Origin of the sequence: Prosthecodimorpha staleyi (genome assembly GCF_018729455.1) — a bacterium.
Lineage (GTDB): Bacteria > Pseudomonadota > Alphaproteobacteria > Rhizobiales > Ancalomicrobiaceae > Prosthecodimorpha > Prosthecodimorpha staleyi.
This window is the reverse complement of sequence record NZ_JAHHZF010000001.1, coordinates 591,562-616,400: the sequence shown is the minus strand read 5'-3', so window position 1 is coordinate 616,400 and position 24,839 is coordinate 591,562. Positions and strand designations below refer to the sequence as shown.

The window sequence follows — 24,839 nt, the reverse complement described above, 5'->3', positions numbered from 1 at the left end:
AAAGTTCACGGATTTTGGCCAGGATCATCCCGGCCCGCCGCGGTGGGCCGGCCGAGAGGGCGACATGGAACTTCTATCGATGATCGGCGGCACGCTCTGGACGGCGATCAGCTACGGCGTACCGTTCCTGTTTGTGCTGACCGTGGTGGTGTTCATCCACGAACTGGGTCATTTCCAGGTCGCGCGCTGGTGCGGCGTCGCGATCGAGACCTTCTCGATCGGTTTCGGCCGCGAGCTCGTCGGCTGGAACGACCGCCACGGCACGCGCTGGCGGATCGCCGCCATTCCGCTCGGCGGCTACGTGAAGTTCGAGGGCGACGAAAATGCCGCCTCCAAGCCGGCGGCCGGTGCGCTCGACGGCCTCAGCGCCGATCAGCGCGCGCGCAATTTCCACGGCCAGCCGGTCTGGAAGCGGGCGGCGATCGTGGTCGCCGGTCCGGTGGCGAACTTCATCCTGGCGATCGCCATCTTCTCGGTCGTCTTCGGCCTGGAAGGCCGTCAGGTGACTCTGCCCTACGTGGCCGGGGTCATCCAGGGCGGCGTTGCCGAGAAGGCCGGCATCAAGGCCGGCGACCGCATCGACGCGATCAACGGCGTCGCCATGGAGAGCTTCAACGATCTGATCCGGGCCGTGTCCGGGGCGGCCGGCGATCGGCTCGACATCCGCATCGAGCGCGACGGCCGTCTGATCGATATCGTGGCGGTGCCCGAACAGGTCGCCCAGCAGACCAGTCTCGGCATCCAGCGGCGCGCCATGCTCGGCGTGCGCAAGAGCGACCTGCCCGAACACCAGCGCCACGAGACCTTCTCGCCGCTCGGTGCCGTCAGGGCCGGCATCGCCCAGAACAACCTGATCATCGAGCAGACGCTCGCCTTCTTCGGACGGCTGTTCACCGGCCGCGAACATGTCGACCAGATCAGCGGCATCGGGCGCATCGCCCAGGCGTCCGGAGAGACCGCCAAGGCCGGCTTCGTCGCCCTGGTCATGTGGCTCGGCTACATTTCGACCTCGATCGGCCTGCTGAACCTGATGCCGATTCCCGTTCTCGACGGCGGTCATCTCGTTTTCTACACGCTTGAGGCGATTCGCGGGCGACCTCTCTCCGAGAGGGTGCAGGAATATACCTTCCGTTTTGGGCTCGCGATCGTGCTCATGCTGATGATCGTCGCCAACTGGAACGATGTGGTTCACTTCGCTTCGCGGGCGGCCGGGTGAGCCTCGTCGCGCGCCCGGCCGCCTGAAACCGCGCAAATCCGCTATTCTCAATGAATAGAGGCGTTTGCAACCGGCGTTCGGGGGCGTTCCGTCGGCGTGGCTGATGGGCAACGGTAGGGTTGGATAGTCCGGCCGAGGGGGGCTCCTCGGCTTGCGCAGGCCCCAAAAGCCTGTACAACACAAGACAACGACGGTGGGAATCCATCGACAGGCGGTTCGCTTCGCGTGCCGACGGACATGAAAAGACAGGGCTTCGATTCGATGCGAGCTTTCTCGACAGTCGTACGCAAGACGGCCTTCGCGGCAGCCTTTCTGACCTTCGTCCCGGTGGCGGGACCAGGTTTTGAGGTTCTCGGCGTCAGCGTGGCGCGAGCGGAGGTGGTCTCCTCGGTGGTCGTGCGCGGCAACCAGCGGGTCGAGGCCGAGTCGGTCCGGTCCTACATTTCGATCCGACCCGGCAAGCCCTTCACGCCGCGTGAAGTCGACGACAGCCTGAAGGCGCTCTACGCGTCCGGCCTCTTCTCCGACGTTCAGATCCAGCAGCAGGGTGGCCAACTGGTCATCACGGTGGCCGAGAGCCCGCTGATCAACCGGATCTCCTTCGAGGGCAACAAGCGCCTGACCGACGAGCAGCTCGGATCGGTCATCGACTCCAAGGCGCGCGGCTTCCTGTCGCGGTCGAAGGTGCAGAGCGACGTGCAGCGCCTGCTTGAAGCCTACCGCCGCAACGGCCGCTTCCGGGCCAATGTCGAGCCGAAGATCATCGAGCTGCCGGACAACCGCGTCAATCTCGTGTTCGAGTTCGACGAGGGCGACAAGACCGCCGTGTCGCGCATCTCCTTCTCGGGCAACAAGTCCTTCTCCGACGGCCGCCTGCGCGACGTGGTCAAGACCCGCGAGACCGGCCTGCTCGGTTTCATCCGCACCACCGACTCCTACGATCCGGACCGCCTGGGCCAGGACCAGGAAGCGCTGCGCAAGTTCTACACCAAGAACGGCTATGCCGATTTCCGCATCGTGTCGGCCAGCGCCGATCTCGATCGCGAGCGGAACGTGTTCTTCGTGACCTTCGCGGTCGACGAGGGCGAACTGTACCGCTTCGGCGCCATCGACGTGCAGACGACCCTGCCGGAACTGACGCCCGACCGGTTGATGAAGGTGATCCGCTCCTCGCCGGGTTCGGTCTACAGCGCCGAAGACATCGAGAAATCGATGGAGGAGATCGTCATCGAGGCCTCGAAGAACGGCTACGCCTTCGCGCAGGTTCGTCCGCGCGCGGTGCGCGATGCCGCGACCAAGACGATCGCGATCACCTATTATGTCGATGAGGGTCCGCGCACCTATGTCGAGCGGATCAATGTCCGCGGCAACAATCGGACGCGCGACTACGTCATCCGGCGCGAGTTCGACATTGCCGAGGGCGATGCCTACAACAAGGCCTTCGTCACCCGCGCCGAGCGTCGCCTGAACCGGCTGAACTTCTTCAAGTCGGTGCGCGTGACCACCGAGCAGGGCAGCGCGCCGGATCGGATCGTGCTGAACGTGGATGTCGACGAACAGTCGACGGGCGAATTCGGCTTCGGCGCCGGCTACTCGTCGGCGGAAGGCTTCATCGGCGACGTGTCGCTGCAGGAGCGTAACTTCCTCGGCCGCGGCCAGTTCATCCGCGCCTCGGTTCAGTTCGGCGAGTCCCAGCACGGCTACTCGTTCTCCTTCACCGAGCCCTATTTCCTCGGTCGTCGGATCTCGGCCGGCTTCGATCTCTACACGACCCATTACGAGCCGACCTACTTCCGCTCCTATTCGGAAGACACCAAGGGCGCGACGGTCCGCCTCGGCTTCCCGATCACCGAGAACCTGACGATCGGACCGAGCTACTCGCTCTATTCCCAGAACATCATGCTGGCGAAGTCGCAGATCGACGGCCGCTACACCAACGGCGAAGCCTCGATCGCGTACAAGCAGTATCTGTCGCAGGGACACAAGGGCGCGAGCATCTTCAATCCGTGTCCGGGTGGCGGCAGCTGCGAGCGCTACACCGTCACGTCGATGCCGTCGTTCAACATCGTCTACAATTCGGTCGACAACATCCAGTTCCCGCGTGACGGCTTCTACGTGAAGCTGCAGACGGACTTCGCCGGCCTCGGCGGCGATGTCTCCTTCCTGCGCAACACGCTCGATGCCCGCTACTATCGCGAGCTCTATGCGGACTGGGGCACGGTCGGCATGCTGCGCTTCCGCGCCGGCCACATCCAGGGCATCGGCGACAATGTCGGCTTGATCAACAACTTCTTCCAGGGCGGCGAGACGATCCGCGGCTTCGCGACCTCCGGCTACGGGCCGCGCGACATCACGAAGATCAACGACCCGAACAAGAAGAACGACGCCTATCGCATCAACGAGGCGCTCGGCGGTCGGACCTACTGGTCTGCGACGGCGGAGGCGACCACGCCCTTCCCGTTCACTCCGGAAGAGTTCGGCCTGTACTGGTCGGTCTTCGCCGATGCCGGCAGCCTGTTCAACGTGGACTCGAGCGGCCTGCCGAAGCAGGGCACGGCGATCTACAAGAACAACAATCAGAACGGCACCCAGATCGGCAAGTTCACCTATGTGGACGATGCGACGATCCGCTCCTCCGCCGGCTTCGGCGTGGTGTGGCGCTCGCCTTTCGGTCCGCTGCGCGCCGACTTCGGCTGGGCCCTCACCAAGGGCAAGGCCGACCAGGTCCAGGTCTTCCGCTTCAGCGGCGGCACCCAGTTCTGATCCAGGCTTCGGCCAGACCGCTTCGATCAAGGCCGCCCTATCCGGGCGGCCTTTTTCGTTTGCGCGGATGCCCGGCGGTTTCGTCCGCTCGTCGGTTCGCGGCGAGGCGCGAAATGTCCCGAATGCCGGGGTGCGGGCATGAAAATGCCCCGCGTCCGGATCGGAGGCGGGGCTGGTCTTGGCTTCCGTCGGACCGACGCGGAATGCGATGGCGATCCCAGTCATCGGCCTCGTCGGTGCCGGGGCGGGTAGGATCGTCCTCGGGCCCTGGCAAGTCTTGCGGCGGCGCCGCGATGTCGCGGCGTGACGCGAGCGTCACGCCGGACGCGGCGAAGGGGTGCGTCAGCCGACGGCGGTGCCGTGCAGGTCGTAGGCGTCGGCGCGCTCGATCTTGACGGTGACGATCTCGCCGGCGCGCAGTGGGCGGCGGCTGGCCACATAGGTGGTGCCGTCGATCTCCGGCGCATCCCACTTGGTGCGGCCCTTGGAGACGGTGGGGCCCGCCTCGTCGATGATGACGGATACGCGGCGGCCGACGCGGGCGCGCTGCAGGCGGTCGGAGATCGCCTGCTGGTGCTTCATGAAGCGGTGCCAGCGCTCCTCCTGCACCTCGCGCGGGATGTGGTCGCCGAGCGCGTTGGCCGGGGCGCCCGCGACCGGCTCGTATTTGAAGCAGCCGACGCGGTCGAGCTTCGCCTCGCTCAGCCAGTCGAGCAGGAAGCGGAAATCCTCTTCCGTCTCGCCCGGGAAGCCGACGATGAAGGTCGAGCGGATGGCGAGATCGGGCGCGATGGCGCGCCAGGCGGCGATCCGGTCGAGCGTCTTCTCCTGGTTGCCGGGGCGGCGCATCGCCTTCAGCACCTTCGGGGCCGCGTGCTGGAACGGAATGTCGAGATAGGGCAGGATCTTGCCCTCGGCCATCAGGCCGACCACCTCGTCGACATGCGGATAGGGATAGACATAGTGCATCCGGATCCAGGCGCCGAGGTCGCCGAGCTCGCGCGCCAAGTCGAGGAACTTCGCCCGGACCGAGCGGTCCTTCCACGGGCTCTCGGCATATTTCAGGTCCAGCCCATAGGCCGAGGTGTCCTGGCTGATCACCAGGATCTCCTTCACCCCGGCCTTGACCAGCTTCTCGGCCTCGCGCAGAACCTCGGCGGCCGGCCGCGAGACAAGATCGCCGCGCAGCTTGGGGATGATGCAGAAGCTGCAGCGATTGTTGCAACCCTCTGAAATCTTGAGATAAGCGTAGTGGCGCGGGGTCAGCTTGACGCCCTGCGGCGGGATCAGGTCGACGAACGGGTCGTGGGCCGGGGGCACCACGGCATGCACGGCCCCGACCACGCTCTCATAGGCCTGCGGACCGGTGATCGCGAGCACATCCGGGAAGGCGTCGCGGATCTGTGCCGGCTCGGCGCCCATGCAGCCGGTCACGATGACCTTGCCGTTCTCGGCCAGCGCCTTGCCGATCGCGTCGAGGCTTTCCGCCTTGGCGCTGTCCAGGAATCCGCAGGTATTGACCACGACCACATCGGCGCCGGCATGGCTACGCGCCATCTCGTAGCCCTCGGCGCGCAGCTGCGTGATGATGCGCTCGCTGTCGACCAGCGCCTTGGGACAGCCCAGGCTGACGAAGGAAACCTTCGGGGCGGCGGCCGTCTCGGCGGCCATCCCGGCGATCGGTGCGGTGTCGGTCATCGGAAAGGTCCTGGCGATGGGCGCTGGCCGCCGCAGCGCGGCGATCGGCGGTCGCGAAAAGGTCGGTGGTCGATGCGGACGGGCCGGGCACGGAACGAAGTTTGCCGCAGGCCCAAACGCCAACGGCGCGGCATCGCTGCCGCGCCCAGTCGCTGTGTTCTTAACCCGCTTTGCGCGAAATGCAATCCTCGACCGCCCGGGCGACCAGATCGGCAACCTCCAGATCGGTGCCGATCGCCGCGACATGGTGCAGGATGCCGGGCCGCTCGGCGACCAGTGACGCCACGTCGTCGAGCGCGTGGGTACCCTCCGAGGCGAAGAAGCCAAGCACGATCTCCGGATCGACCGCCGCGAAGGCCTCGTCGATGAACGGGGCCTCCTCGATGAAGCCGAGATGGATCGTGCCGAGCCCGCGCCATTGCAGGTCCGCCGCCACGGCCTCGGCGCGCTGACGCGAGGCCGGTTCGCCCGAACCCGAGCCGTGTGCAACCAAAAGGATGCGGAAATCCGCCGGCGCCCGGCCGCCCTGCATCGCCGCCACCGCGCGCAAGCGATGCTCGATCAGGTCGACGAGATGCGGGTCGAGCCCGAACGGGGTCAGCCGCTCGACCGTCGCGAAACCGGCAGCCGCGAGCCGTTGCGGCAGGCGCTCGCGCACGAAATAGCCGTCGGCCATGAAGAAGGGATAGACCGCGACGGTGCCTTCCGCCGCCGCGCCGAGCCGCGCCCGTGCCGCCGCGAAGGTCTCCGGCTCCTTCAGCACCGCCCAATCGACCGGCAGGTCGAGCCGCCGCGCCAGGCGTTCTGCGACGGTGCGTACGCTGTCGTTGCGCTTCTGCGCGCCTCCATCGCCATGGGCGGCGAGCAGTACGGCGGAGATCGGCGGTTCGAGGCTCAAGGTGGGACGGGTCCGGTTGGTCGCGTCACCCCCATATGGCACCGGCCGGCCGGCCGGCAAGGGCGCGGCCGGCGTCGGTGCGGACGAATGGCGGGAAAGTCACGGCCGCGCGTCTATCGGTGCTCCCACGCGACGGCGTCGTCCAGCAGGCCTTCGACCACCAGCCGCCGCGCCACCGCCCATGTCCGGCCCCAATCGAGTATGGTCTCGGCCGGATAGTCGCCCTCCTGGCCGCCGATGGTCAGATACAGGCTCGCGCCGGGATCGACCGGATCGCGCCGCCTTGCCTCCTCGAACGTATTGTTCCGGTTGTCCACATAGACGACATAGCTGCCGGTACCGCCGCCGACGACGAGATGACGGCCCGTCGCGAGACAGATGGTGCAGATCGAATGGCGGTGCTGATCGAGCCGTCGGATGGCCTGCTCGATATCCGACAGGCTCGGGCGGATGCGCGTATCGACACGGCAGAGGCCGCCGGTCCAGATGTCCCATTCGATCGCGGTGGCCAGCGGCGCCGACGAAAGTCCATCCATGATCGCGTCTCTTGCCTGGTCGTCCGGTACGGCGGATCGGCCATGTGCGCGTGAATTTCACGCGGCATGATAGCAATCCAAATCCGAGACTGACAGAATCAAGGACCTCATACGAGGGGCCGGGACGACGGCCGTTGGACCGACGATGCGCAAACGACGTCGGATCCCCCGTGGGTGCTGCCGAACCGGCCCAGACCGGACAGATGCGGGTCCACACCGCCCCGATACGGTCGGCGCTCATGCAGCGGCGCTGCCGTTCAAGCTGGCGGCGACGGGAGGCGGTGAGGGCGGTCACGCTGGCGGCCGCTCCCCCTCGGCATTGGCCGGAACGAGTCCTCCCGGACGGCCGGAGTGGGACGGCCGCTCCCGCGCGGGCATCCGGTCCGGCGGCGCCCAGGGGACCGTGGGCCGTCGCCGCCTGAGGATTCTCCGCGGTGGCGGTTTCCATCCGGATTTGAAATGCGCTAGGAAAGTCCGTCTTCCGGCTGGCGGTTCGCGGGCCCGACGAGGTCCCCGCGGGGATGCGGCGGGCCGGGCGGGTCTTCGGATGGGGGGCGTCCGGCGTCGGCGCACGGCCGTCCGATCCCGCGGTGCGGGGTCCGGCCCGTGACGCAGACTGTTCGGTCTCAATTCTCTTCGTCCCGTTGTCCCGCCTTCGGCCTTGCCCTCGGAACCCAGCGCCTCATGCCCGATCCCGCCTTCTTTCCCCGCCCGCGCGCCGTGGCTCTCGAGGAAATCGCGGCCTGGTGCGGCGGGCGACTGGCCGATCCGGCCCAGGCCTATGTGACGGTTTCGGGCGTGGCGCCGCTCGATGCGGCCGGCAACGGCGATCTCGCCTTCCTGGACAATCAGAAATATCTCGGCCAGCTCGCCGCGACTCACGCGACCGCCTGCCTGGTGCATCCGCGCTTCGTCGGCCGCGTGCCGCGCGATGTCGCCGCGATCGAGACGGCGGAACCCTATCGGGCCTTCGCGACCGTGCTGGCCAAGCTCTATCCGGCCGCCTTCCGGCTCGAGGGCGCCTATGGCGGTCATGCCGGGCATATCTCGGAAGGCGCCCATATCCATGCCTCGGCGCGTCTGGAGCCGGGCGTCACGGTCGAGCCCGGCGCCGTGATCGGTGCCCGGGCGGAGATCGGCACCGGCACGACGATCGGCGCCGGAACGGTGATCGGCCATGACTGCCGCATCGGCCGCAACTGCCATATCGGCCCGAACGCGACCGTGATCCATGCGCTGATCGGCAACCGCGTGATCATCCATGGCGGGGTCCGGCTCGGCCAGGACGGCTTCGGCTTCGCCATGGGGCCGCGCGGCCATCAGAAGGTGCCGCAGATCGGCCGCGTGGTCGTCCAGGACGATGTCGAGATCGGCGCCAACACCACGATCGACCGCGGCGCCACGCGCGACACGATCGTCGGCGAGGGCACCAAGATCGACAACCTGGTTCAGATCGCCCACAACGTGGTGATTGGCCGCCATTGCGTGATCGTCTCCCAGGTCGGCATTTCCGGCTCGACCACGCTGGAGGACTTCGTCGTGGTGGCCGGGCAGGCCGGACTGGTCGGCCATGTCCGCGTCGGCGCCGGTGCGCAGATCGGCGCCCAGTCGGGCGTCACCGGCGACGTGCCGCCGCGGGCCCGGATGGGCGGCACCCCAGCCCGGCCGATGACGCAATGGGCCCGCGAAATTGCCAGCCTCAAGCGGCTGGCCGAAAGACGCCCCGGGCGCCCCCGAGCGGATGCCGCCGAAGGGCAAGAGCAAGAGGGATAGACGCGATGACCGAAGCCACGGTGACCACGCTCGAATCCGCCGACCTGCAGCGGCTTCTGGAACTGCTCCCGCACCGCTACCCGTTCCTGATGGTCGACCGGATCGTCGACATGGACGGCGACCAGTCGGGCGTCGGGATCAAGAACGTCACGATCAACGAACCCCAGTTCATGGGCCATTTCCCCGGCCGGCCGATCTTCCCCGGGGTGCTCCTGATCGAGGGCATGGCGCAGACCGCCGGCGCCATGTGCGTGGCGGCGACCATGAAGGGCTGCGCCCCGAGCGTGGTCTATTTCATGACCATCGACCGGGCGAAATTCCGCAAGCCGGTCGTCCCGGGCGACCAGGTGCGCTACCATATGACCAAGCTCAAGAGCCGGGCCAACATGTGGTGGTTCCGCGGCGAGGCCAAGGTCGGCGATACGCTGGTGGCCGAAGCCGAACTCAGCGCGATGCTGGTGAAGGACTGAGCATGACAGCACGCATCCATCCCTCCTCGGTCGTCGAGGACGGAGCGCGGCTCGGCGACGGCGTCGTGGTCGGACCCTTCTGCGTCGTCGGCCCGGAATCGGTGCTGGCCGACGGTGTCGAACTGGTCAGCCATGTCAGTCTGGCCGGGCGCACAGAACTCGGGGCGGGCGTGAAGATCTACCCCTTCGCCTCGATCGGCCATCCGCCGCAGGATCTGAAATATCGCGGCGAGCCGAGCCGGGTCACGGTCGGCGCCCGTACGGTCATCCGCGAGCAGGTGACGATCAATCCGGGTACCGAGGGCGGCGGCATGCTGACCTCGATCGGCGAGGACTGCCTGATCATGGTCGGCGCCCATGTCGCCCATGACTGCCGGGTCGGCAACCACGTCATCCTGGTCAACAACGCCACGCTGGCCGGCCATGTCACGGTCGGCGACCACGCCATCCTGGGCGGGCTGTCGGCGGTGCACCAGTGGGTGCGGATCGGGCCGCATTCCTTTCTCGGCGGCCTGTCGGGGCTGGAGAACGACCTCATCCCCTACGGCTCGGCGCTCGGCGACCGCGCCCGGCTTGGCGGGCTCAACCTGGTCGGCCTGCGCCGGCGGGCCTTCGAGCGGGACAGCATCCACAAGCTGCGCGCGGCCTACCGCATGCTGTTCTCCGACGAGGGCACGCTGATGGAGCGCGTCGGCGATGTCGCGGCCATGTTCGCCGACGAGCCGCTGGTCATGGAGGTGGTCGATTTCGTGCGTGCCGGCGGCGATCGGGCCTTGTGCATGCCCCGGGCCGGTCGGGAGGCGTGAGCCGCCATGGCCAAGCGCGCCGCGGAACCCGCCGGACCGCGCCCCCTGGTGATCCTCGCCGGCGGGGGTGACTTCCCGCTGATCGCCGCCGAACAGGTCATGGCCTCCGGCCGACCCGTGCTGCTGGTCGGCATCGAGGGCGAGGCCTCGTCCGAGATCGAGGATTTCCCCCATACCTGGGTCAAGCGCGGACAGCTCGGCAAGCTGTTCTCGATCATGAAGACCTTCCGCGCCCAGGATCTGCTGATCCTCGGCATGCTCGCCGACCGGCGCATGCCGACCTGGCGCGAGGTCGACCTGACCGGCCTCTGGGAGGTACTGCGCCACTGGCGCATGCTGCAGGACGGCGACGACACCGTGCTGCGCAAGGTCGCCCGCATGGTCGAGGCGCGCGGCTTCACCATCGTGCAGCCAGCCGAGGTGATCCCGTCGATGATCGCGCGTTCGGGCCTCTACGGGCGCTATCGGCCGACCGACGGCGACCTCGCCGACGTGCTGGTCGCCTACCGGGCCGCCAAGGAACTCGGCCGGCGCGACAAGGGGCAGGCCTGCGTCGCCTCGGACGGGCAGGTGATGGCGCGCGAGGATCATCGCGGCACCGACAATCTCCTGGAGCGGGTCGCCGCCGAGCGCCGCCAGAAGGGCTTCACCGGCTCGAACGGCGTCCTGGTGAAATGTCTGAAGCCGGGTCAGGATACCCGCCTCGATCTGCCGGCGGTCGGGCCTGCGACCGTGCGCAATGCCGCCGCCGCAGGCCTCGCCGGCATTGCCGTCGAGGCCGGGTCGACCCTGGTCGTCGACGAGGACCTGATGATCGAACTGGCCGACCGTCTCGGCCTGTTCCTGATGGGGTTCGCGCTGTCCTCCGCGGCGCTCGGCGGGCGGCCGGGCGACGGGCCGGCGAAGGACGGCAAGCCGACCGGCGGGAAGGCCCGGGGCGCCAAGCCGTGAGCGCGCCGGAGCCGCGCGTCTTTCTGATCGCCGGCGAATCCTCCGGCGACGAACTCGGTGCGCGCCTGATGCGCGGCCTTGCCGAGGCGACCGGCGGCAGGGCCGCCTTCTCAGGCATCGGAGGTCCGGCCATGGCGGCTGCGGGCCTGGAGAGCCTGTTTCCGATGGCCGATATCGCCGTCATGGGCATCGGTCCCGTGCTGGCGCGACTGCCGACCCTGATCGACCGCATCCGGCGCGCGGCCGACGCGGCGATCGCGGCCGCGCCGGACGTGGTGGTGCTGATCGACAGCCCCGATTTCACCCATCGCGTCGCCGCACGCCTGCGCGCGGCCCGGCCCGAGGTGCCGATCGTCGTCTATGTCTCGCCGACGGTGTGGGCCTGGCGTGCCGGGCGCGCCCGCAAGCTCGCCCGGTTCACTGACCGGCTGCTCGCCATTCTGCCGTTCGAGCCGGAGGTGCACCGCATCCTGGGCGGGCCGCCGACCGTCTATGTCGGCCATCCGGTGCTGGAGCGGCTGGCCATCTTGCGCGGGGCCCGGTCGCTCGCGCCGGAGCGGCCGCCCATGCTGCTCGTCCTGCCCGGCAGCCGGCGTTCCGAAATCGCTCGCCTGATGGCGGTCTTCGGCGCGACGCTGGGCCTTCTGAAGGCGCGCGGTCTGGCATTCGACGCGGTCCTGCCGGCCGTGCCGCATCTGCGCGGCGAGATCGAGCGTCTGTCCGCGGCTTGGCCGGTGGCGCCGCGCCTCGTCGGACCCGACGGCAAGGCGGCCGCGTTCCGGGACGCCGGCCTCGCCCTGGCGGCCTCCGGCACGGTGACGCTGGAACTGGCCGCCGCCGCCATCCCGACGGTCGCCGCCTACCGGCTCGACTGGCTCGGCCGGCGCGTGGTGCGCTTCATCGACATTCCGCCGACGCTGCGGCCGATCGTTCCGGTCCGCTCCGCACTGCTGCCCAATCTGATCCTCGGCCGCCGCGCCGTGCCGGAATTCATCGACCGGGACTGCACGCCGGACGCCCTCGCGGATGCCCTGGCGCCGCTCTTCGCAGACGGCCCGGAGCGTCGGGACCAGCTCGCCGCCTTCGCCGAACTGGAGGCCAGGATGGCCCTGCCGGACGGCCGCCGTCCCGGGGAAGCCGCGGCAGCGGCGGTGCTCGACGTGATCGCACGCCGCGCCCTGCGCCGGCCATAGGGCAGGGACCGGTCGGGGCGCTCGACGTCGCACCCGGTGCCGAGACCGGGCACCCAATCCCCGGCACCCAATATCCGGCACCAACGACGAAGGGCGCCCCTCGCGGGACGCCCTCGATCTTTCGATCCTGAAACGCCGGACCTCAGCCGCGATCGGCGACCGCGGTGACATCGCGGCGCACGGCGCCGGTATAGAGCTGGCGCGGACGGCCGATCTTCTGGGACGGGTCCTCGATCATTTCCTTCCACTGCGCGATCCAGCCGACGGTGCGCGCGACGGCGAACAGCACGGTGAACATCGAGGTCGGGAAGCCCATCGCCTTCAGGGTGATGCCCGAATAGAAGTCGATGTTCGGGTAGAGCTTCTTCTCGATGAAATACTCGTCGTGGAGCGCGATCCGCTCGAGCTCGATCGCCACCTGCAGCAGCGGATCGTCCGGATTGCCGACGATCTTCAGCACGTCGTGGCAGGTCTGCTGCATGATCTTGGCGCGCGGGTCATAGTTCTTGTAGACCCGGTGACCGAAGCCCATCAGACGGAACGGATCGTTCTTGTCCTTGGCGCGCGCGACATAGTGCGGAATGCGGTCCGGCGTGCCGATCTCGGTCAGCATGTCGAGTGCCGCCTCGTTGGCGCCGCCATGGGCGGGTCCCCACAGGCAGGCGATGCCGGCCGCGATGCAGGCGAACGGGTTGGCGCCCGAGGAGCCGGCGAGACGAACGGTCGAGGTCGACGCGTTCTGCTCGTGGTCCGCATGCAGGATGAAGATGCGGTCCAGAGCCCGTGACAGGATCGGGTTGACGACATACTCCTCGCACGGAATGGCGAAGCACATGCGCAGGAAGTTCGAAGAGTAGTCGAGATCGTTCTTCGGATAGATGAACGGTTGGCCGATCGAGTACTTGTAGGCCATCGCCGCAATGGTCGGCATCTTGGCGATCATACGGATCGACGCGACCATCCGCTGGAACGGATCGGTGATGTCGAGCGAGTCGTGATAGAAGGCCGACAGCGCGCCGACCGTGCCGACCATGACCGCCATCGGATGGGCGTCGCGACGGAACCCGCTGTAGAAGCGGTTCATCTGCTCGTGCACCATGGTGTGGCGCGTGACGCGGCCGACGAAGTCTTCCTTCTCGTCCGCCGTCGGCAGTTCGCCGTAGAGCAGCAGGTAGCAGGTCTCGAGGAAATCGGTGTGCTCGGCGAGCTGTTCGATGGGATAGCCGCGGTAGAGGAGGACGCCCTCGTCGCCGTCGATATAGGTGATCTTCGACTCGCAGGATGCGGTCGAGGTGAAGCCGGGATCGTAGGTGAACATTTTCGAAGCGCCGTAGAGCTTCGAAATGTCGATCACGCTCGGCCCGATCGAGCCGTCCTTGATCGGGAAGGACAAGGTCTCATTGCCGAGCGCGAAGCTGGCGTTCTTATCGGTCATGCGGCAATCCCCGTGAGGTCGGTATCGCTCGGTGAGGGACGCTCCGGACCCGGATGACGGCCAAGCCGGCAATCCGGGAAAGCGTGGCAGGACGAGGGTTTCGGTGCCGGTGGGATAACGGTCCGCCCGCCCGAAGGGCTGCGACCATCCGCCACGTCCGGACGCCGGAAACCGACACCGGTCCCCGTAGCCCATTTGTGCGGGAGCGACAAGCGCGCCGAAGGGATGATGCGGTGCGGGAGGATGCTAGCCGAAAAATCGACGGATGACAGCCGCCATTTGTGCGTTGCCGAAGAGCTTGCCTGCGCATGGCCGCAGTGCGGGGTCGCGACGGGTCTGTCGATGGCAGAAGATTAAAATCACCCGATTCTCTGAAAAATACTCTCATAGACAAATATTAAATTGCCAATTAACGTAATGATAACCAAATAAATCGTCTATAACTGTCAAGTCTGAGTGATGAATACCTATTACTACTCACTTGCGCTGTCCTGTCCGTTTGGTGACACTATATAAGCAGACACTAAATTACATGTCGCTTACACAGGAGATGGCCTTGTCCTTCTTGCGAACCATCCTGGCCGCCGGTCTGACGATCAGCGCCTCGGCGGCTGCGGCGCAGACCGCCAGCCCCAATGACGGGCGGTTGCTCGCGTCCAATTGCATGCAGTGCCATGCGACCAACGGCCAATCGCGGCCGGGCTTCAGCAGTCTGGCCGGAAAGAGCGCCTCGGAGATCACCGGCGAGATGTTGGAAATGGCGCGGATGACGCCCGGCAAGGAGCCCGAAAAGGACCTGATGGCGGTCCATGCGCGTGCCTATACGCGGGCCGAGATCGATCTCATCGCCAAGTATCTGGCTTCGAAGTGACGGGGGCTCGCATGGATCGCCGACAGTTTATCGCCTCCCTCGCGGCCGGTTCGGCCATCGGGCTGACCGGGCCGCTGCCCGCCTTCGGTGCCGCGATCGTGAACGTGGTCGTGGTCGGCGGCGGCATGGCCGGGACCACCGCGGCCAAGTATCTGAAACTCTGGGGCGCCTCGTCGGGCCTCGACGTCCGCGTCACCCTGATCGACGCCAACGCCGCCTATGTCTCCTGCATCATGTCCAACAAGGTGCTGACCGGCGAGACGACCCTGTCGGCCCTGACCTACCGCTACACCAAGCTGGCCGGGCGCGGCGTGACGGTCGTGCAGGGGCAGGTCGCGTCGGTCGACAAGACGAACCGTGTCGTCACCCTGGCGGACGGGCGGACCTATCCCTATACGCGCCTGATTCTCGCACCCGGCATCGACTTCGACTATTCGGCGCTGGCCATCTCGGCGCGCGGCCTGACGCTCGACCAGGCCCTGGCCGCCGTACCTCATGCCTGGAAGGCCGGCCCGCAGACGACCGAACTCCGCCGGCAGTTGCTCGCCCTGACCAACGGCAACCGCGTCGTGATGACCATTCCGGCAGCGCCCTACCGCTGTCCGCCCGGCCCCTACGAGCGTGCCTGCGCGATCGCGGGCTGGCTGAAGGCCAATCGGCCGAAATCGAAGCTGATCGTCCTCGACGCCAACGCCAAGATCATCGCGGAACCGGTCAATTTCGGCAGGGCCTTCTCGGAGACCTACCGGACCGTGATCGAATACTATCCCGGCGTGACGGTCAAAGGCGTGACCTGGGATTCCGCGACGCCGAAGCTGAAGACCGTCTCGCTGCTCGACGCCGGCGGCGCGTCCGTGACCATGCCGGCCGAAGTGGTCAACCTGATCCCGCCGCAAAAGGCCGGCCGCGTCGTCATCGACACCCTCGGGCCGACCGGGCTCTCGGCCAATGGCCGCTGGGCCCTGGTCGACGAGATCAGCTATGAATCCAAGATGTTCCCGGGCATTCACGTGATCGGCGACGCGATCAATTCGAAGCAGCCCAAGGCCGGCCATATCGGCAACCAGGAGGCCAAGATCTGCGCGGATGCGATCCTGCGGCTCGGGTCCGGGCGGGCGCCCTATGCGGCGCCGGTCACCAACTCGGCCTGCTTCACGCCCATCACCCCGACCACGGCGACCTGGCTGACCGCGGTCTATCGCTATCAGACCGACATCGATCCGGCGACGGGGCAGAGCCTCGGCACGAAATCCATGCAGATGGTCAGCGGCTCGCCCGTCGGGGTGGCGAGCGAGACCCCGACCGGCGCCTCGGGCGACAATGCCGATGCCATGAAAAAATGGTTCGCCGCGCTGATGGTCGACACCTTCGGCTGAGGCCGAACCTCGCAGGCCGCGACCGCGCCCGCTCCCGTCCGGTTCGATCCGGCAGGAGCGGGCGGGCGCGTCCGCAGGACGCCCGGCGGCGGCCGGGGAGGAGATCGGGAAAGCGGTCGGGGAGGCGACCGGTCAGGCGGTCGCCTGATCGCGGATGCGGGCGAGGCTTTCCTCGCGGCCGAGCACGGCGAGCACATCGAAGATGCCCGGCGAGGTCGACCGGCCGGTCAGCGCGGCGCGCAGCGGCTGAGCCGCCTTGCCGAGTTTCAGCCCAGTCGCCTCCGCATAGGCCCTGACGGCGGTCTCGGTCGAGGCCGCGGACCAGTCGTTGATCCCCTCCAGCGCGGCGAGCAGGCCGGCGAGCGTGGCGCGGGCCGGGGCGTCGAGCAGCTGCGCGGCCTTCTCGTCGAGCGGCAGCGGACGCTCCGCGATCAGGAAGCGCGCACCGTCGAGCAGTTCGATCAGCGTGCGGGCGCGTTCTTTCAGGCCCGGCATGGCCTCCAGGAACCGGCCGCGCGCCGGCTCGGCGGCGAGCGGCGCGAATTCGGCGCCGTTCGGCAGGTAGGGGATCAGCGCCAGCGCCTCGGCATGCAGCTCCGCGTCGGCGGTGCGCCGGATCCACATGCCGTTCAGGTGCTCGAGCTTGGCGAAATCGAACCGCGTCGCGGCCCGGTTGATGTCGGACGGCTCGAACCAGCCGACCGCCTCGGCGGTCGAGAAGACCTCGTCGTCGCCATGGCTCCAGCCGAGCCGGCACAGATAGTTGCGCAGCGCCTCGGGCAGGTAGCCGAGCGCCCGGTAGGCGTCGACGCCGAGCGCGCCGTGGCGCTTGGACAGCTTGGCGCCGTCCGGACCGTGAATCAGCGGCACATGCGCCATCACCGGCACCGACCAGCCCATCGCCTGATAGATCTGGGTCTGGCGCGCGGCATTGGTCAGATGGTCGTCGCCGCGGATGATGTGGGTGACGCCCATGTCGTGGTCGTCGACGACCACCGCCAGCATGTAGGTCGGCGTGCCGTCGGAGCGCAGCAGGATGAAGTCGTCGAGCACGTCGTTGCGGAACACGACGCGGCCCTGAACCTGGTCGTCGATGACCGTCTCGCCGGTCTGCGGCGCCTTCAGCCGGATCACCGGGCGGACGCCCTCCGGTGCCTCTGCAGGGTCGCGATCGCGCCAGCGGCCGTCATAGCGCGGCGGGCGGCCCTCTTTCATGGCCGCTTCGCGCATCGCCTCCAGTTCGGCCTGGCTGGCATAGCAGCGATAGGCATGGCCGCGGGCAAGCAGTTCGTGGGCGATCTCGGCATGCCGGTCCATGCGCGCGAACTGGAAGATCGGCTCGCCCTCCCAGTCGAGGCCGAGCCATTTCAGTCCGTCCAGGATGGCCGTGATGGCCGCCTCGGTCGACCGCTCCCGATCGGTATCCTCGATCCGCAGCAGCATCTTGCCGCCGGTGTGGCGGGCATAGAGCCAGTTGAACAGCGCCGTGCGGGCGCCGCCGATATGCAGGAAGCCGGTCGGCGAGGGGGCGAAGCGGGTGACGACGGGGGCGGACATGGCGTGAGGCTCCGACCGGCGCGGCAGGGCGCCAGGATGGCGTGATCGAGGGCGGTTCCTGTAGCATGGCGCGACAGAAAAGCCAGAGCTTCGGCAGGTCCCGGGCGCGGGCGCGGCGGTCGGATCTGGGCCCGGCGGCCGAATGCGGTGCAAGTCCGAAAGAGCGCGGCGCCTGGCGGCGATGCGGCGGGCCGGACGCTGCGGAGATCGGGACGGGAAGTGAGGCGGCCGCCGCCGCGAAGCCGGTCGCCATGTATCCCGTCGGGTCGCGGTATCTCCGAAATGCGCTGTTGTGGCCGCGCCGGGCGCGCCGTCGGTCCGTCTGACGGGGGGCGACGGGGCGATCCGGCGGAATCGGGCGGCCGGTCCGGGGAGGGTGGGACGGCGGCCAACCGGCCGGCCGGCGGGAACCGCCGGCGAGGAAATGCGCTCGGGAACAGGCGTCCGAAGCAGGCGCCCGGAACAGGCGGCCGGAACAGGCACCCGGAGAGCCGTCGGGCAGGGATGTCGGGACCCGAGGCTCTGCGGTTCGGTCGGAACCGGTGGTGGGATCCCGTCTCGGCAACCGCTATGGTGCGCTCCGGGGCGGGCGCGCCCCGGGATCGAGCGGGGTCTAGGGTGCTGGACGAGCAGGCGCCATCCGCCGCCACGGAGCTTCGGCCGGCCCCGGGACCGGACGACGGGCGGAGCCGTGCCCGTATCGGCCTGGCGCGGCTGCGCGCGCTGCCGCGGCCGTCCGCGCTGCGCGTGGCCGTCGCGGCCCTGATCGAACACGATCTCGATCGGGGCGCCGGCTTCTGCTGGATGGTGGTCGCCTTCGGCTGCGGCGCCGGCCTCTATCTGGTCCTGCCGCAGGAGCCGTGGTTCCCCGCACTGGCGCTTGCGGCCGCCGGCCTCGCCGCGCTCGCCACGATCCGGCGCCGGGCCGGGCACCGGGCGGCGGTACTCAGCCTGGCGGCAGCCGTCGCGGCCGGCATGCTGGCCGGCAAGATCGAGGCTTGGCGGGTGGCGGCGCCGCGGCTCGACCGCGAACGGACGGTCGTGGTCACCGGCTGGGTCGCGGAAGCGGAGACGACGGCGAGCGGCGGCACGCGCATGATCGTGCGCGTCGCCCGGATGGAAAGCCGCGGCAGGGCGATCGCGGAGCCGCCGGCGCTGATCGCGGCGACCGCGCAGCGCGGGCGCGATGCCGGCGCAGCGATCGGCGCCGGCGTCACCTTCATGGCGCGGCTGAAGCCGCCCGACGGCCCTGTCCTGCCGGGCGGCTACGATTTCGCCCGCCGGGCCTATTTCGACGGTCGCGGCGCGGCCGGCTACGTGCTCGGCCGGGTGCGGGCAGCGGATGCCGGACCGGCGCCGACAACGCTGGTGCTGAAGGCCGCGATCGCGGACCTGCGCCACCGGATCGCCGTGCGCATCCGCGCCGCGCTGCCGGGCGCCTCGGGGGCGATCGCGGCGGCGCTGACGGTCGGCGAGACCCGGGCCATCCCGGCCGAGGCGAACGAGGCGCTGCGCGCCTCCGGGCTGACCCACATCATCTCGATCTCCGGTCTGCACATGACCCTGGTCGGCGGCGGCGTCTTTGCGGCGGTGCGCTATGGGCTCGCCCTGGTGCCGGTCATCGCGCTGCGCCGGCCGGTCAAGAAATGGGCCGCGGTCGCCGCCTTCGCGGCCGTGACCTTCTATCTGCTGCTGTCCGGCGGCGGGGTCGCGACCGAACGCTCCTGGGTGATGTTCGTGGTCGGACTGGTCGCGATCCTGGCCGACCGGCCGGTGGTCAGCCAGCGCAACGTCGCCTTCGCGGCGCTCGCGCTGATGGCGATCGAGCCCCATACTGTGGTCGAGCCGAGCTTCCTGATGTCCTTTCTGGCGGTTCTGGCGCTGGTCTCGGCGTGGCGCGGCCTCAGCGCCCGGCCGCCCGACCCGGCCTCTGCCGAGGCGTCCGGGATCGTTGCGGAACTGGTCCGGCGCGGCTTCGGCCATGTCATCGGCATGGCGGCGGCCTCCTTCGTGGCGGGTCTGGCGACCGCACCCGTCGTGGCGGCCGAGTTCCACCGGGCGGCACCCTACGGCATGATCGCCAATATGATCGTGTTGCCGATCGTCGGTACCGTGATCATGCCCTTCGCCTGCCTCGCCATGCTGGCCATCCCGTTCGGTCTCGAAATCGTGCCGCTGACCGTGATGGGCTGGGGCATCGACGCGATGCTGGCGGTCGCCCGCATGGTCTCGGCCTGGCCGGGCGGGCAGGGGCTGATCGGGCGCATCCATCCGGCAAGCCTGCCGCTGGCGATCGCCGGCATCCTCTGGTTCTGTCTCTGGACGACGCCGCTGCGCCGTCTCGGCCTCGTGGCGCTGGCGGCGGCCCTGGCGGTCGCCCCCTTCGCGGCGCGGCCGGATATCCTGGTCGGCCAGGGCGGTGCGCCGATCGCGGTTCGGGCGGCCGACGGACGGCTGGCGATCCTCGACGCTCGCGCGAACCGCTTCACCACCGCGACCTGGCTCGCCGCTGGTGCCGACCCGCGCAGCCCCACCGCCGCCCGCGACCTTGCCGGGGACTGGCGCTGCGACCCGCTCGGCTGCGCCTTCCGGGACGGGCATCCCGGCCGTGCGCCGCGGATCCTGGCCCTGGTGCGCGACCCGCGCGCCTTCGAGGAGGACTGCCGGCTGGCCGCCATCGTGGTGACCACGCTCGACGCCCCGCCGGGCTGCGCGGCGAGCGCCGTCGTCATCGACCGCAAGACGCTGGCCCGTACCGGCGCGCTGACGCTCGACTGGCCCCGGCCGCCCGCGTCGACCGGACATCGCCCGTCCTCCGAAGCCGAACCGGGCGATCGCGGCGACCAGTACGACCATCAGCCTGCCTCCGCCCTGGAGCCCGCAGGTCCGACCCCGCCGCAGGCCACGATCACCGCCAGCTTGCCCGCCGGCCGACGCCCCTGGCACGCAGCCGGCCCGTAGTCGTGCAGTCTCCGACCGCGCTGGGACAGTCCGCGCCGGCCCATGACGCCACGCCCAACGCCCCCACCGTACGGCCAGCCATCCAGGGACCCCGGACATCGGACCCCGGATCTCAGCTCGACCGGCACCAGGACCGCTCCGGCCACCGGGCCCGAGCGCCGCGCCGCTCAGTAGCGGCGGATCAGGCCGACCAGCTTGCCTTGGATCTTGACCCGGTCGGGGCCGAAGATGCGGGTCTCGTAGGCCGGATTGGCGGCTTCCAGCGCGACCGAGGCGCCGCGCTTGCGCAGCCGCTTCAGCGTCGCCTCCTCTTCGTCGACCAGCGCGACGACGATGTCGCCGGTATCGGCATTCTCCGAGCGCTTGATCACCACCGTGTCGCCGTCGAGGATGCCGGCCTCGATCATGGAATCGCCGCGCACTTCAAGCGCGAAATGGTCGCCGGACGAGATCAGGTCGAGAGGCACCGGGATCGCGTGGCTGTAGGTCTGGATGGCGGCGATCGGCGTGCCGGCGGCGATCCGGCCCATGACCGGCACCGAGACGACCTGCGCCTTCTCTTCCGCCGGCCCCACCGGCTTCATCTTGCCGAGGCTGCCCTCGATCACCGAGGGGGCGAAGCCCTTGGCGTTGCGGGCGCTGGCAAGGCCCGGCACGACCGAATCCGGCAGCCGGACGACTTCCAGCGCGCGCGCCCGATTGGGCAGGCGCCGGATGAAGCCGCGCTCCTCAAGGGCCGTGATCAGGCGATGGATGCCCGATTTCGAGCGCAGGTCGAGCGCATCCTTCATCTCGTCGAAGGAGGGCGGGACGCCGGCTTCCTTCAGCCGCTCGTGTATGAACATGAGGAGCTCGAATTGCTTCCGCGTCAGCATCGATCGCCGCCTTCGGTTTCGTTTCCAGGTTTCGTGCCCTTCGGATCCGACCGCCGGCCCTCGGCAGCATCGCGGCGGCGAAGACGATCGATCGACCGTCACGACTGCCCGAACACTCTGATGGACCGGTACAAATCACGAACTAAAGCTACACGTTCCCTCGATGTTCTACAAGTGTTAATTTTTCGATAAAAACGGAACACGAACGAAAGAGACACGCATCGAAACGAAACCGTGATGGTCGAAATCGCTCATGTGCGGTCCCGAATCCCGCCGGGCCGGCATGCCCGCCCTCGCGCCCGGCCGGTGGTTCGGCATGGTGGCGCCGTTCGGCGCAAAACCGGCGCGGCCGGACGCGAACCGGCGCGAACCGGGATCGGCGCGTTGCCGGTCTGCCGCCGGGATGCCCGGCGAACCGATCGAATTGTTTAGCCGGCTCTCGGTTGGTCGCGCGGCGGCCGGCCTGCTCAGAAGCGGATGATTCGGCAGGCATCGCCGGCCGCCGCCGCTTCGGCGCCGGGCGCGCGCACGACCAGGCAATCGGCACGGGTGAGCCGGCTCAGCATCGAGGAATCCTGCAGGTCGACCGGCCGGACATGCGGCGGCACAGTGCCGCCGGGCTCGAAGGTCGCGCGCAGGTAGTCCTGCCGGCTGTCGTTCGCCGGCAGTGGCGCGGCCAGCACGGCGGGTTCCTCGGTTTCGATCGCCGGCGCGAGGCCGAGCAGTGCCTTGAGCAGCGGCTTCAGGAACAGGAGCGCGCAGACGAGGCCTGAGACCGGGTTGCCGGGCAGGCCGAGCACGCGCATCGGCCCGAGCGTGCCGAACATCAGCGGCTTGCCGGGCCGCATGGCGATCTTCCAGAAGCCGAGATCCATGCCGGCGCCGCCGAGCGTCTTCTGGACCAGGTCGAGATCGCCGACCGAGGCGCCGCCGAGCGTGACCAGGATGTCGGCCTCCGCGGCCAGTGCCGCGCCGATCTTCTCGGCGATCGCCGCCTCGGTGTCGGCGGCTATGCCGAGATCGATGCCGAGGCCGCCCTGGGCTTCGACCATGGCCAGCACGCCGAAGGCGTTGGAGGCGACGATCTGGTCGGGTCCCGGCATGGCGCCGGGCGGGACCAGTTCGTCGCCGGTCGCCAGCACCGCGACCCGGGGGCGGCGGCGCACCGGCAGCACCGGATGGTTCATGGCGGCGGCGAGCGAGACGGTCCGCCAGTCGAGCCGCGTACCGGCCGGGATGAGCACGTCGCCGGCACGAAAGTCGAGCCCGACGGCACGGATATGGCGGCCGGTCGCGACCGGCTCGACGACCTCGATCTCGCGCTCGGCGACGACCCGCGCATTCTCCTGGATCAGGATGGTGTCGGCGCCCTCCGGCACGGGCGCGCCGGTGAAGATCCGCACGCACTGGCCGGGTCCGAGCCGGCCCTCGAAGGCGCGTCCGGCCGGCGCGGTTCCGATGACGGCGAGGCGGCAGCCGGCGACGGCGTCTTCGGCCCGCAGCGCGTAGCCGTCCATGGCCGAGGCCGCAAAGGGCGGCTGGGTGCGGGTGGCGGCGAGGCCGGCGGCGAGGACCCGGCCCGCCGCCGCGGCGAGCGCGACCGTCTCGCCGCCGAGCGGTTCCACCCCGGCGAGCAGCCGCGCCCGGGCGGCCTCCACCGACAGCAATCCTCCGGCCATGCCTGCGTTCTCCCCGTCGTGCCTGCGTCGCGCTGCCCGGTCAGGCGGCCTGCCAGGGGCCCGACTTGCCGCCCGACTTCTCCAGAAGCCGGATGCCCCCGATCACCATGCCGCGGTCGACCGCCTTGGCCATATCGTAGACCGTCAGGCAGGCGACCGAGACTGCCGTCAGCGCCTCCATCTCGACGCCCGTCTGCCCGGAGACCCGTGCGGTCGCCGTGATCCTGAGGCCGGGCAGCGCCTCGTCGGCCTCGATCTCCACGGCCACCTTGGTCAGCAGCAGCGGATGGCAGAGCGGGATCAGCTCGTGCGTGCGCTTGGCCGCCATGATGCCGGCGATGCGCGCGGTCGCGATCACGTCGCCCTTCTTGGCGAGGCCCTGGCGGATCAGCGCCAGCGTCTCGGGCAGCATGGTCACATGGCCTTCGGCGACGGCCGTGCGCTGGGTCACGCTCTTGTCGCCGACATCGACCATGTGGGCAGCGCCGGTATCGTCGAGATGGGTGAGCCGGGCGGTCAAGGGGCGCTCCTCCGGGGCGGCTGCGTCGGGATTCGGGGACACTAGTCCGCGGCCGGGGCGGGGGAAAGAGCATTGCCGCGCGGCCGGCCCGGCCGCCGGGTGCTGCGGTCGCCGGCCGGCGATGCGCCGGAGCCGCGACCGGCCTCCGCGGTCGGCTCCCGGGGCAGGCGCGCGGGGTGGGCGCGCGGGGCGGGGATTGCGCCTGGCCGCGGGGCGGATAGGCTCCGCACCAACAACCAGCAAGAGGGAGCGAACCGGCATGGAGCGGGATGGGGCGGCGGCGGCGGAGACCGTCTGGGCGGCCTGGCAGGCGGGCGAGCGCTTCGAAGCGCTGCCGGAGGCGCAGCGGCCGGCGGACCGGCGCGACGGCTACAGGATCCAGGCGCTGCTGGCCGCCCGGAGCGCGCGGCCGATCGTCGGCTGGAAGATCGCGGCGACCAGCGAGGCTGGGCAGCGGCACATCAATGTCGGCGGTCCGCTGATCGGGCGGCTGCTGGCCGAGCGGGTCCATCCGGACGGGGCGGATGTGCCCTTCGGCGCCAACGCGATGGCGGTCGCCGAGCCGGAATTCTGCTTCCGCATGGCGCGCGACCTGCCGCCGCGGGCCGAACCCTATGGTGTCGCCGAGGTGCTCGACGCAGTTGCGGTGCTGCATCTGGCCATCGAGCTGCCCGATTCGCGCTTCCGCGATTTCACCAAGGCCGGCGAGGCGCAGCTCCTCGCCGACAATGCCTGCGCGCATGAATTCGTGCTTGGGCCGGAGGCGCCGGCGCTGTGGCGCGACCTCGATCTCGCCGCCCATCGTGTGTCGGGCCGGGTCGTCGGCGGGCCGGTGCACGAGGGTGGCGGCTTCAACGTGCTCGGCGATCCGCGCGCCGCGCTCGCCTGGGCGGCCAACGAGCTTTCGGGCCTCGGCATCCCGCTCAAGGGCGGCGAGATCGTCACCACCGGCACCTGCGTGGTGCCGATCCCGATCGCCCGCGGCGACCGCGTCGAGATGGATTTCGGCAGCCTCGGCACGGTCGCCTGCCGGCTGGTCTGAGGGGCCAGCCGGGGTCTGGTTGTAAACCGTGGGGTTGCGCCGAGATCGTCGCAAGACGGCTTCCAAGCGCGGCCCGATCTCACTATGGTGCGCGCCGCCGCGGGTGTGGTGGAACTGGTAGACACAACGGATTTAGGTTCCGTCGCTGCAAGGCATGGGGGTTCGAGTCCCTCCACCCGCACCATTTGACAGATCCGCCCTCTGGCCCTCGAGGTCGAA

General features: G+C 69.2%; 19 protein-coding genes and 1 tRNA gene. 12 read left to right on the top strand and 8 right to left on the bottom strand.

Features of this window, described 5'->3' with window-relative positions; all coding sequences use genetic code 11:
- Positions 1-64 precede the first annotated feature (64 nt).
- Together rseP and bamA are read left to right on the top strand one after the other, a co-directional pair.
- The gene (gene rseP / locus KL771_RS02680; RefSeq protein WP_261967007.1) at positions 65-1,216 is read left to right on the top strand and encodes an RIP metalloprotease RseP; all 1,152 of its coding nucleotides are present in this window, start codon (positions 65-67) and stop codon (positions 1,214-1,216) included.
- A gap of 261 nt (positions 1,217-1,477) precedes the next feature.
- Positions 1,478-3,979, top strand: coding sequence for an outer membrane protein assembly factor BamA (gene bamA / locus KL771_RS02675; RefSeq protein ID WP_261967006.1), 2,502 nt, complete (start codon positions 1,478-1,480; stop codon positions 3,977-3,979).
- A 342-nt stretch (positions 3,980-4,321) separates the two neighbouring features.
- Here the strand turns inward: bamA and rimO are convergent, their stop codons facing one another.
- The 3 genes from rimO to KL771_RS02660 form a co-directional block, all read right to left on the bottom strand.
- A complete protein-coding gene (gene rimO / locus KL771_RS02670; protein WP_261967083.1) occupies positions 4,322-5,650 on the bottom strand; it encodes a 30S ribosomal protein S12 methylthiotransferase RimO in 1,329 nt (442 codons plus the stop codon).
- 187 nt (positions 5,651-5,837) lie between these two features.
- Complete coding sequence (locus tag KL771_RS02665) at positions 5,838-6,575, bottom strand: sirohydrochlorin chelatase (protein WP_261967005.1); 738 nt, start codon at positions 6,573-6,575, stop codon at positions 5,838-5,840.
- A gap of 113 nt (positions 6,576-6,688) precedes the next feature.
- Positions 6,689-7,111, bottom strand: coding sequence for an Imm1 family immunity protein (locus KL771_RS02660; protein WP_261967004.1), 423 nt, complete (start codon positions 7,109-7,111; stop codon positions 6,689-6,691).
- 684 nt (positions 7,112-7,795) lie between these two features.
- On the opposite strand from KL771_RS02660, the gene lpxD reads away from it, so the two are divergent.
- The 5 genes from lpxD to lpxB are packed head-to-tail and all read left to right on the top strand — an operon-like array spanning position 7,796 to position 12,304.
- Entirely contained in the window at positions 7,796-8,884 is a 1,089-nt protein-coding gene (lpxD, locus tag KL771_RS02655) for a UDP-3-O-(3-hydroxymyristoyl)glucosamine N-acyltransferase (RefSeq protein ID WP_261967003.1), read from the top strand.
- 5 nt (positions 8,885-8,889) lie between these two features.
- Positions 8,890-9,354, top strand: coding sequence for a 3-hydroxyacyl-ACP dehydratase FabZ (fabZ, locus tag KL771_RS02650; RefSeq protein WP_261967002.1), 465 nt, complete (start codon positions 8,890-8,892; stop codon positions 9,352-9,354).
- A gap of 2 nt (positions 9,355-9,356) precedes the next feature.
- Positions 9,357-10,160: an acyl-ACP--UDP-N-acetylglucosamine O-acyltransferase gene (gene lpxA, locus KL771_RS02645; RefSeq protein WP_261967001.1), complete on the top strand. Its 804-nt coding sequence runs from the start codon at positions 9,357-9,359 to the stop codon at positions 10,158-10,160.
- Between the two features lie 6 nt (positions 10,161-10,166).
- Entirely contained in the window at positions 10,167-11,111 is a 945-nt protein-coding gene (locus KL771_RS02640) for an LpxI family protein (protein WP_261967000.1), read from the top strand.
- On the top strand, positions 11,108-12,304 hold the full coding sequence (gene lpxB, locus KL771_RS02635; protein ID WP_261966999.1) for a lipid-A-disaccharide synthase: 1,197 nt from the start codon (positions 11,108-11,110) through the stop codon (positions 12,302-12,304). Before KL771_RS02640 ends, lpxB begins: the two co-directional genes overlap by 4 nt.
- Before the next feature lie 142 nt (positions 12,305-12,446).
- Here lpxB and gltA read toward each other — a convergent pair whose 3' ends face one another.
- Positions 12,447-13,739 (bottom strand): citrate synthase, encoded by a 1,293-nt coding sequence (gene gltA / locus KL771_RS02630; protein WP_054361394.1) that lies wholly within the window; start codon positions 13,737-13,739, stop codon positions 12,447-12,449.
- 556 nt (positions 13,740-14,295) lie between these two features.
- Between gltA and KL771_RS02625 the strand changes: the two genes are divergently transcribed.
- Positions 14,296-14,610: a c-type cytochrome gene (locus KL771_RS02625; protein ID WP_261966998.1), complete on the top strand. Its 315-nt coding sequence runs from the start codon at positions 14,296-14,298 to the stop codon at positions 14,608-14,610.
- An 11-nt stretch (positions 14,611-14,621) separates the two neighbouring features.
- Positions 14,622-15,986, top strand: coding sequence for an FAD-dependent oxidoreductase (locus tag KL771_RS02620; protein WP_261966997.1), 1,365 nt, complete (start codon positions 14,622-14,624; stop codon positions 15,984-15,986).
- A gap of 132 nt (positions 15,987-16,118) precedes the next feature.
- Here KL771_RS02620 and gltX read toward each other — a convergent pair whose 3' ends face one another.
- On the bottom strand, positions 16,119-17,543 hold the full coding sequence (gene gltX / locus KL771_RS02615; RefSeq protein WP_261966996.1) for a glutamate--tRNA ligase: 1,425 nt from the start codon (positions 17,541-17,543) through the stop codon (positions 16,119-16,121).
- A 618-nt stretch (positions 17,544-18,161) separates the two neighbouring features.
- Here gltX and KL771_RS02610 point away from each other — a divergent pair.
- Complete coding sequence (locus KL771_RS02610; RefSeq protein ID WP_261966995.1) at positions 18,162-20,504, top strand: ComEC/Rec2 family competence protein; 2,343 nt, start codon at positions 18,162-18,164, stop codon at positions 20,502-20,504.
- A 167-nt stretch (positions 20,505-20,671) separates the two neighbouring features.
- Here KL771_RS02610 and lexA read toward each other — a convergent pair whose 3' ends face one another.
- The 3 genes from lexA to moaC form a co-directional block, all read right to left on the bottom strand.
- Positions 20,672-21,379, bottom strand: a complete 708-nt coding sequence (gene lexA, locus KL771_RS02605) for a transcriptional repressor LexA (RefSeq protein ID WP_261966994.1) — start codon at positions 21,377-21,379, stop codon at positions 20,672-20,674.
- Positions 21,380-21,846: 467 nt separating this feature from the next.
- Complete coding sequence (locus KL771_RS02600) at positions 21,847-23,058, bottom strand: molybdopterin molybdotransferase MoeA (RefSeq protein ID WP_261966993.1); 1,212 nt, start codon at positions 23,056-23,058, stop codon at positions 21,847-21,849.
- Positions 23,059-23,098: 40 nt separating this feature from the next.
- Positions 23,099-23,578 (bottom strand): cyclic pyranopterin monophosphate synthase MoaC, encoded by a 480-nt coding sequence (gene moaC, locus KL771_RS02595; protein ID WP_261966992.1) that lies wholly within the window; start codon positions 23,576-23,578, stop codon positions 23,099-23,101.
- A gap of 259 nt (positions 23,579-23,837) precedes the next feature.
- On the opposite strand from moaC, the gene KL771_RS02590 reads away from it, so the two are divergent.
- Both KL771_RS02590 and KL771_RS02585 read left to right on the top strand, forming a co-directional pair.
- A complete protein-coding gene (locus tag KL771_RS02590) occupies positions 23,838-24,620 on the top strand; it encodes a 2-keto-4-pentenoate hydratase (RefSeq protein ID WP_261966991.1) in 783 nt (260 codons plus the stop codon).
- A 99-nt stretch (positions 24,621-24,719) separates the two neighbouring features.
- Positions 24,720-24,804: transfer RNA gene (locus KL771_RS02585), tRNA-Leu, on the top strand.
- Positions 24,805-24,839: the final 35 nt, after the last annotated feature.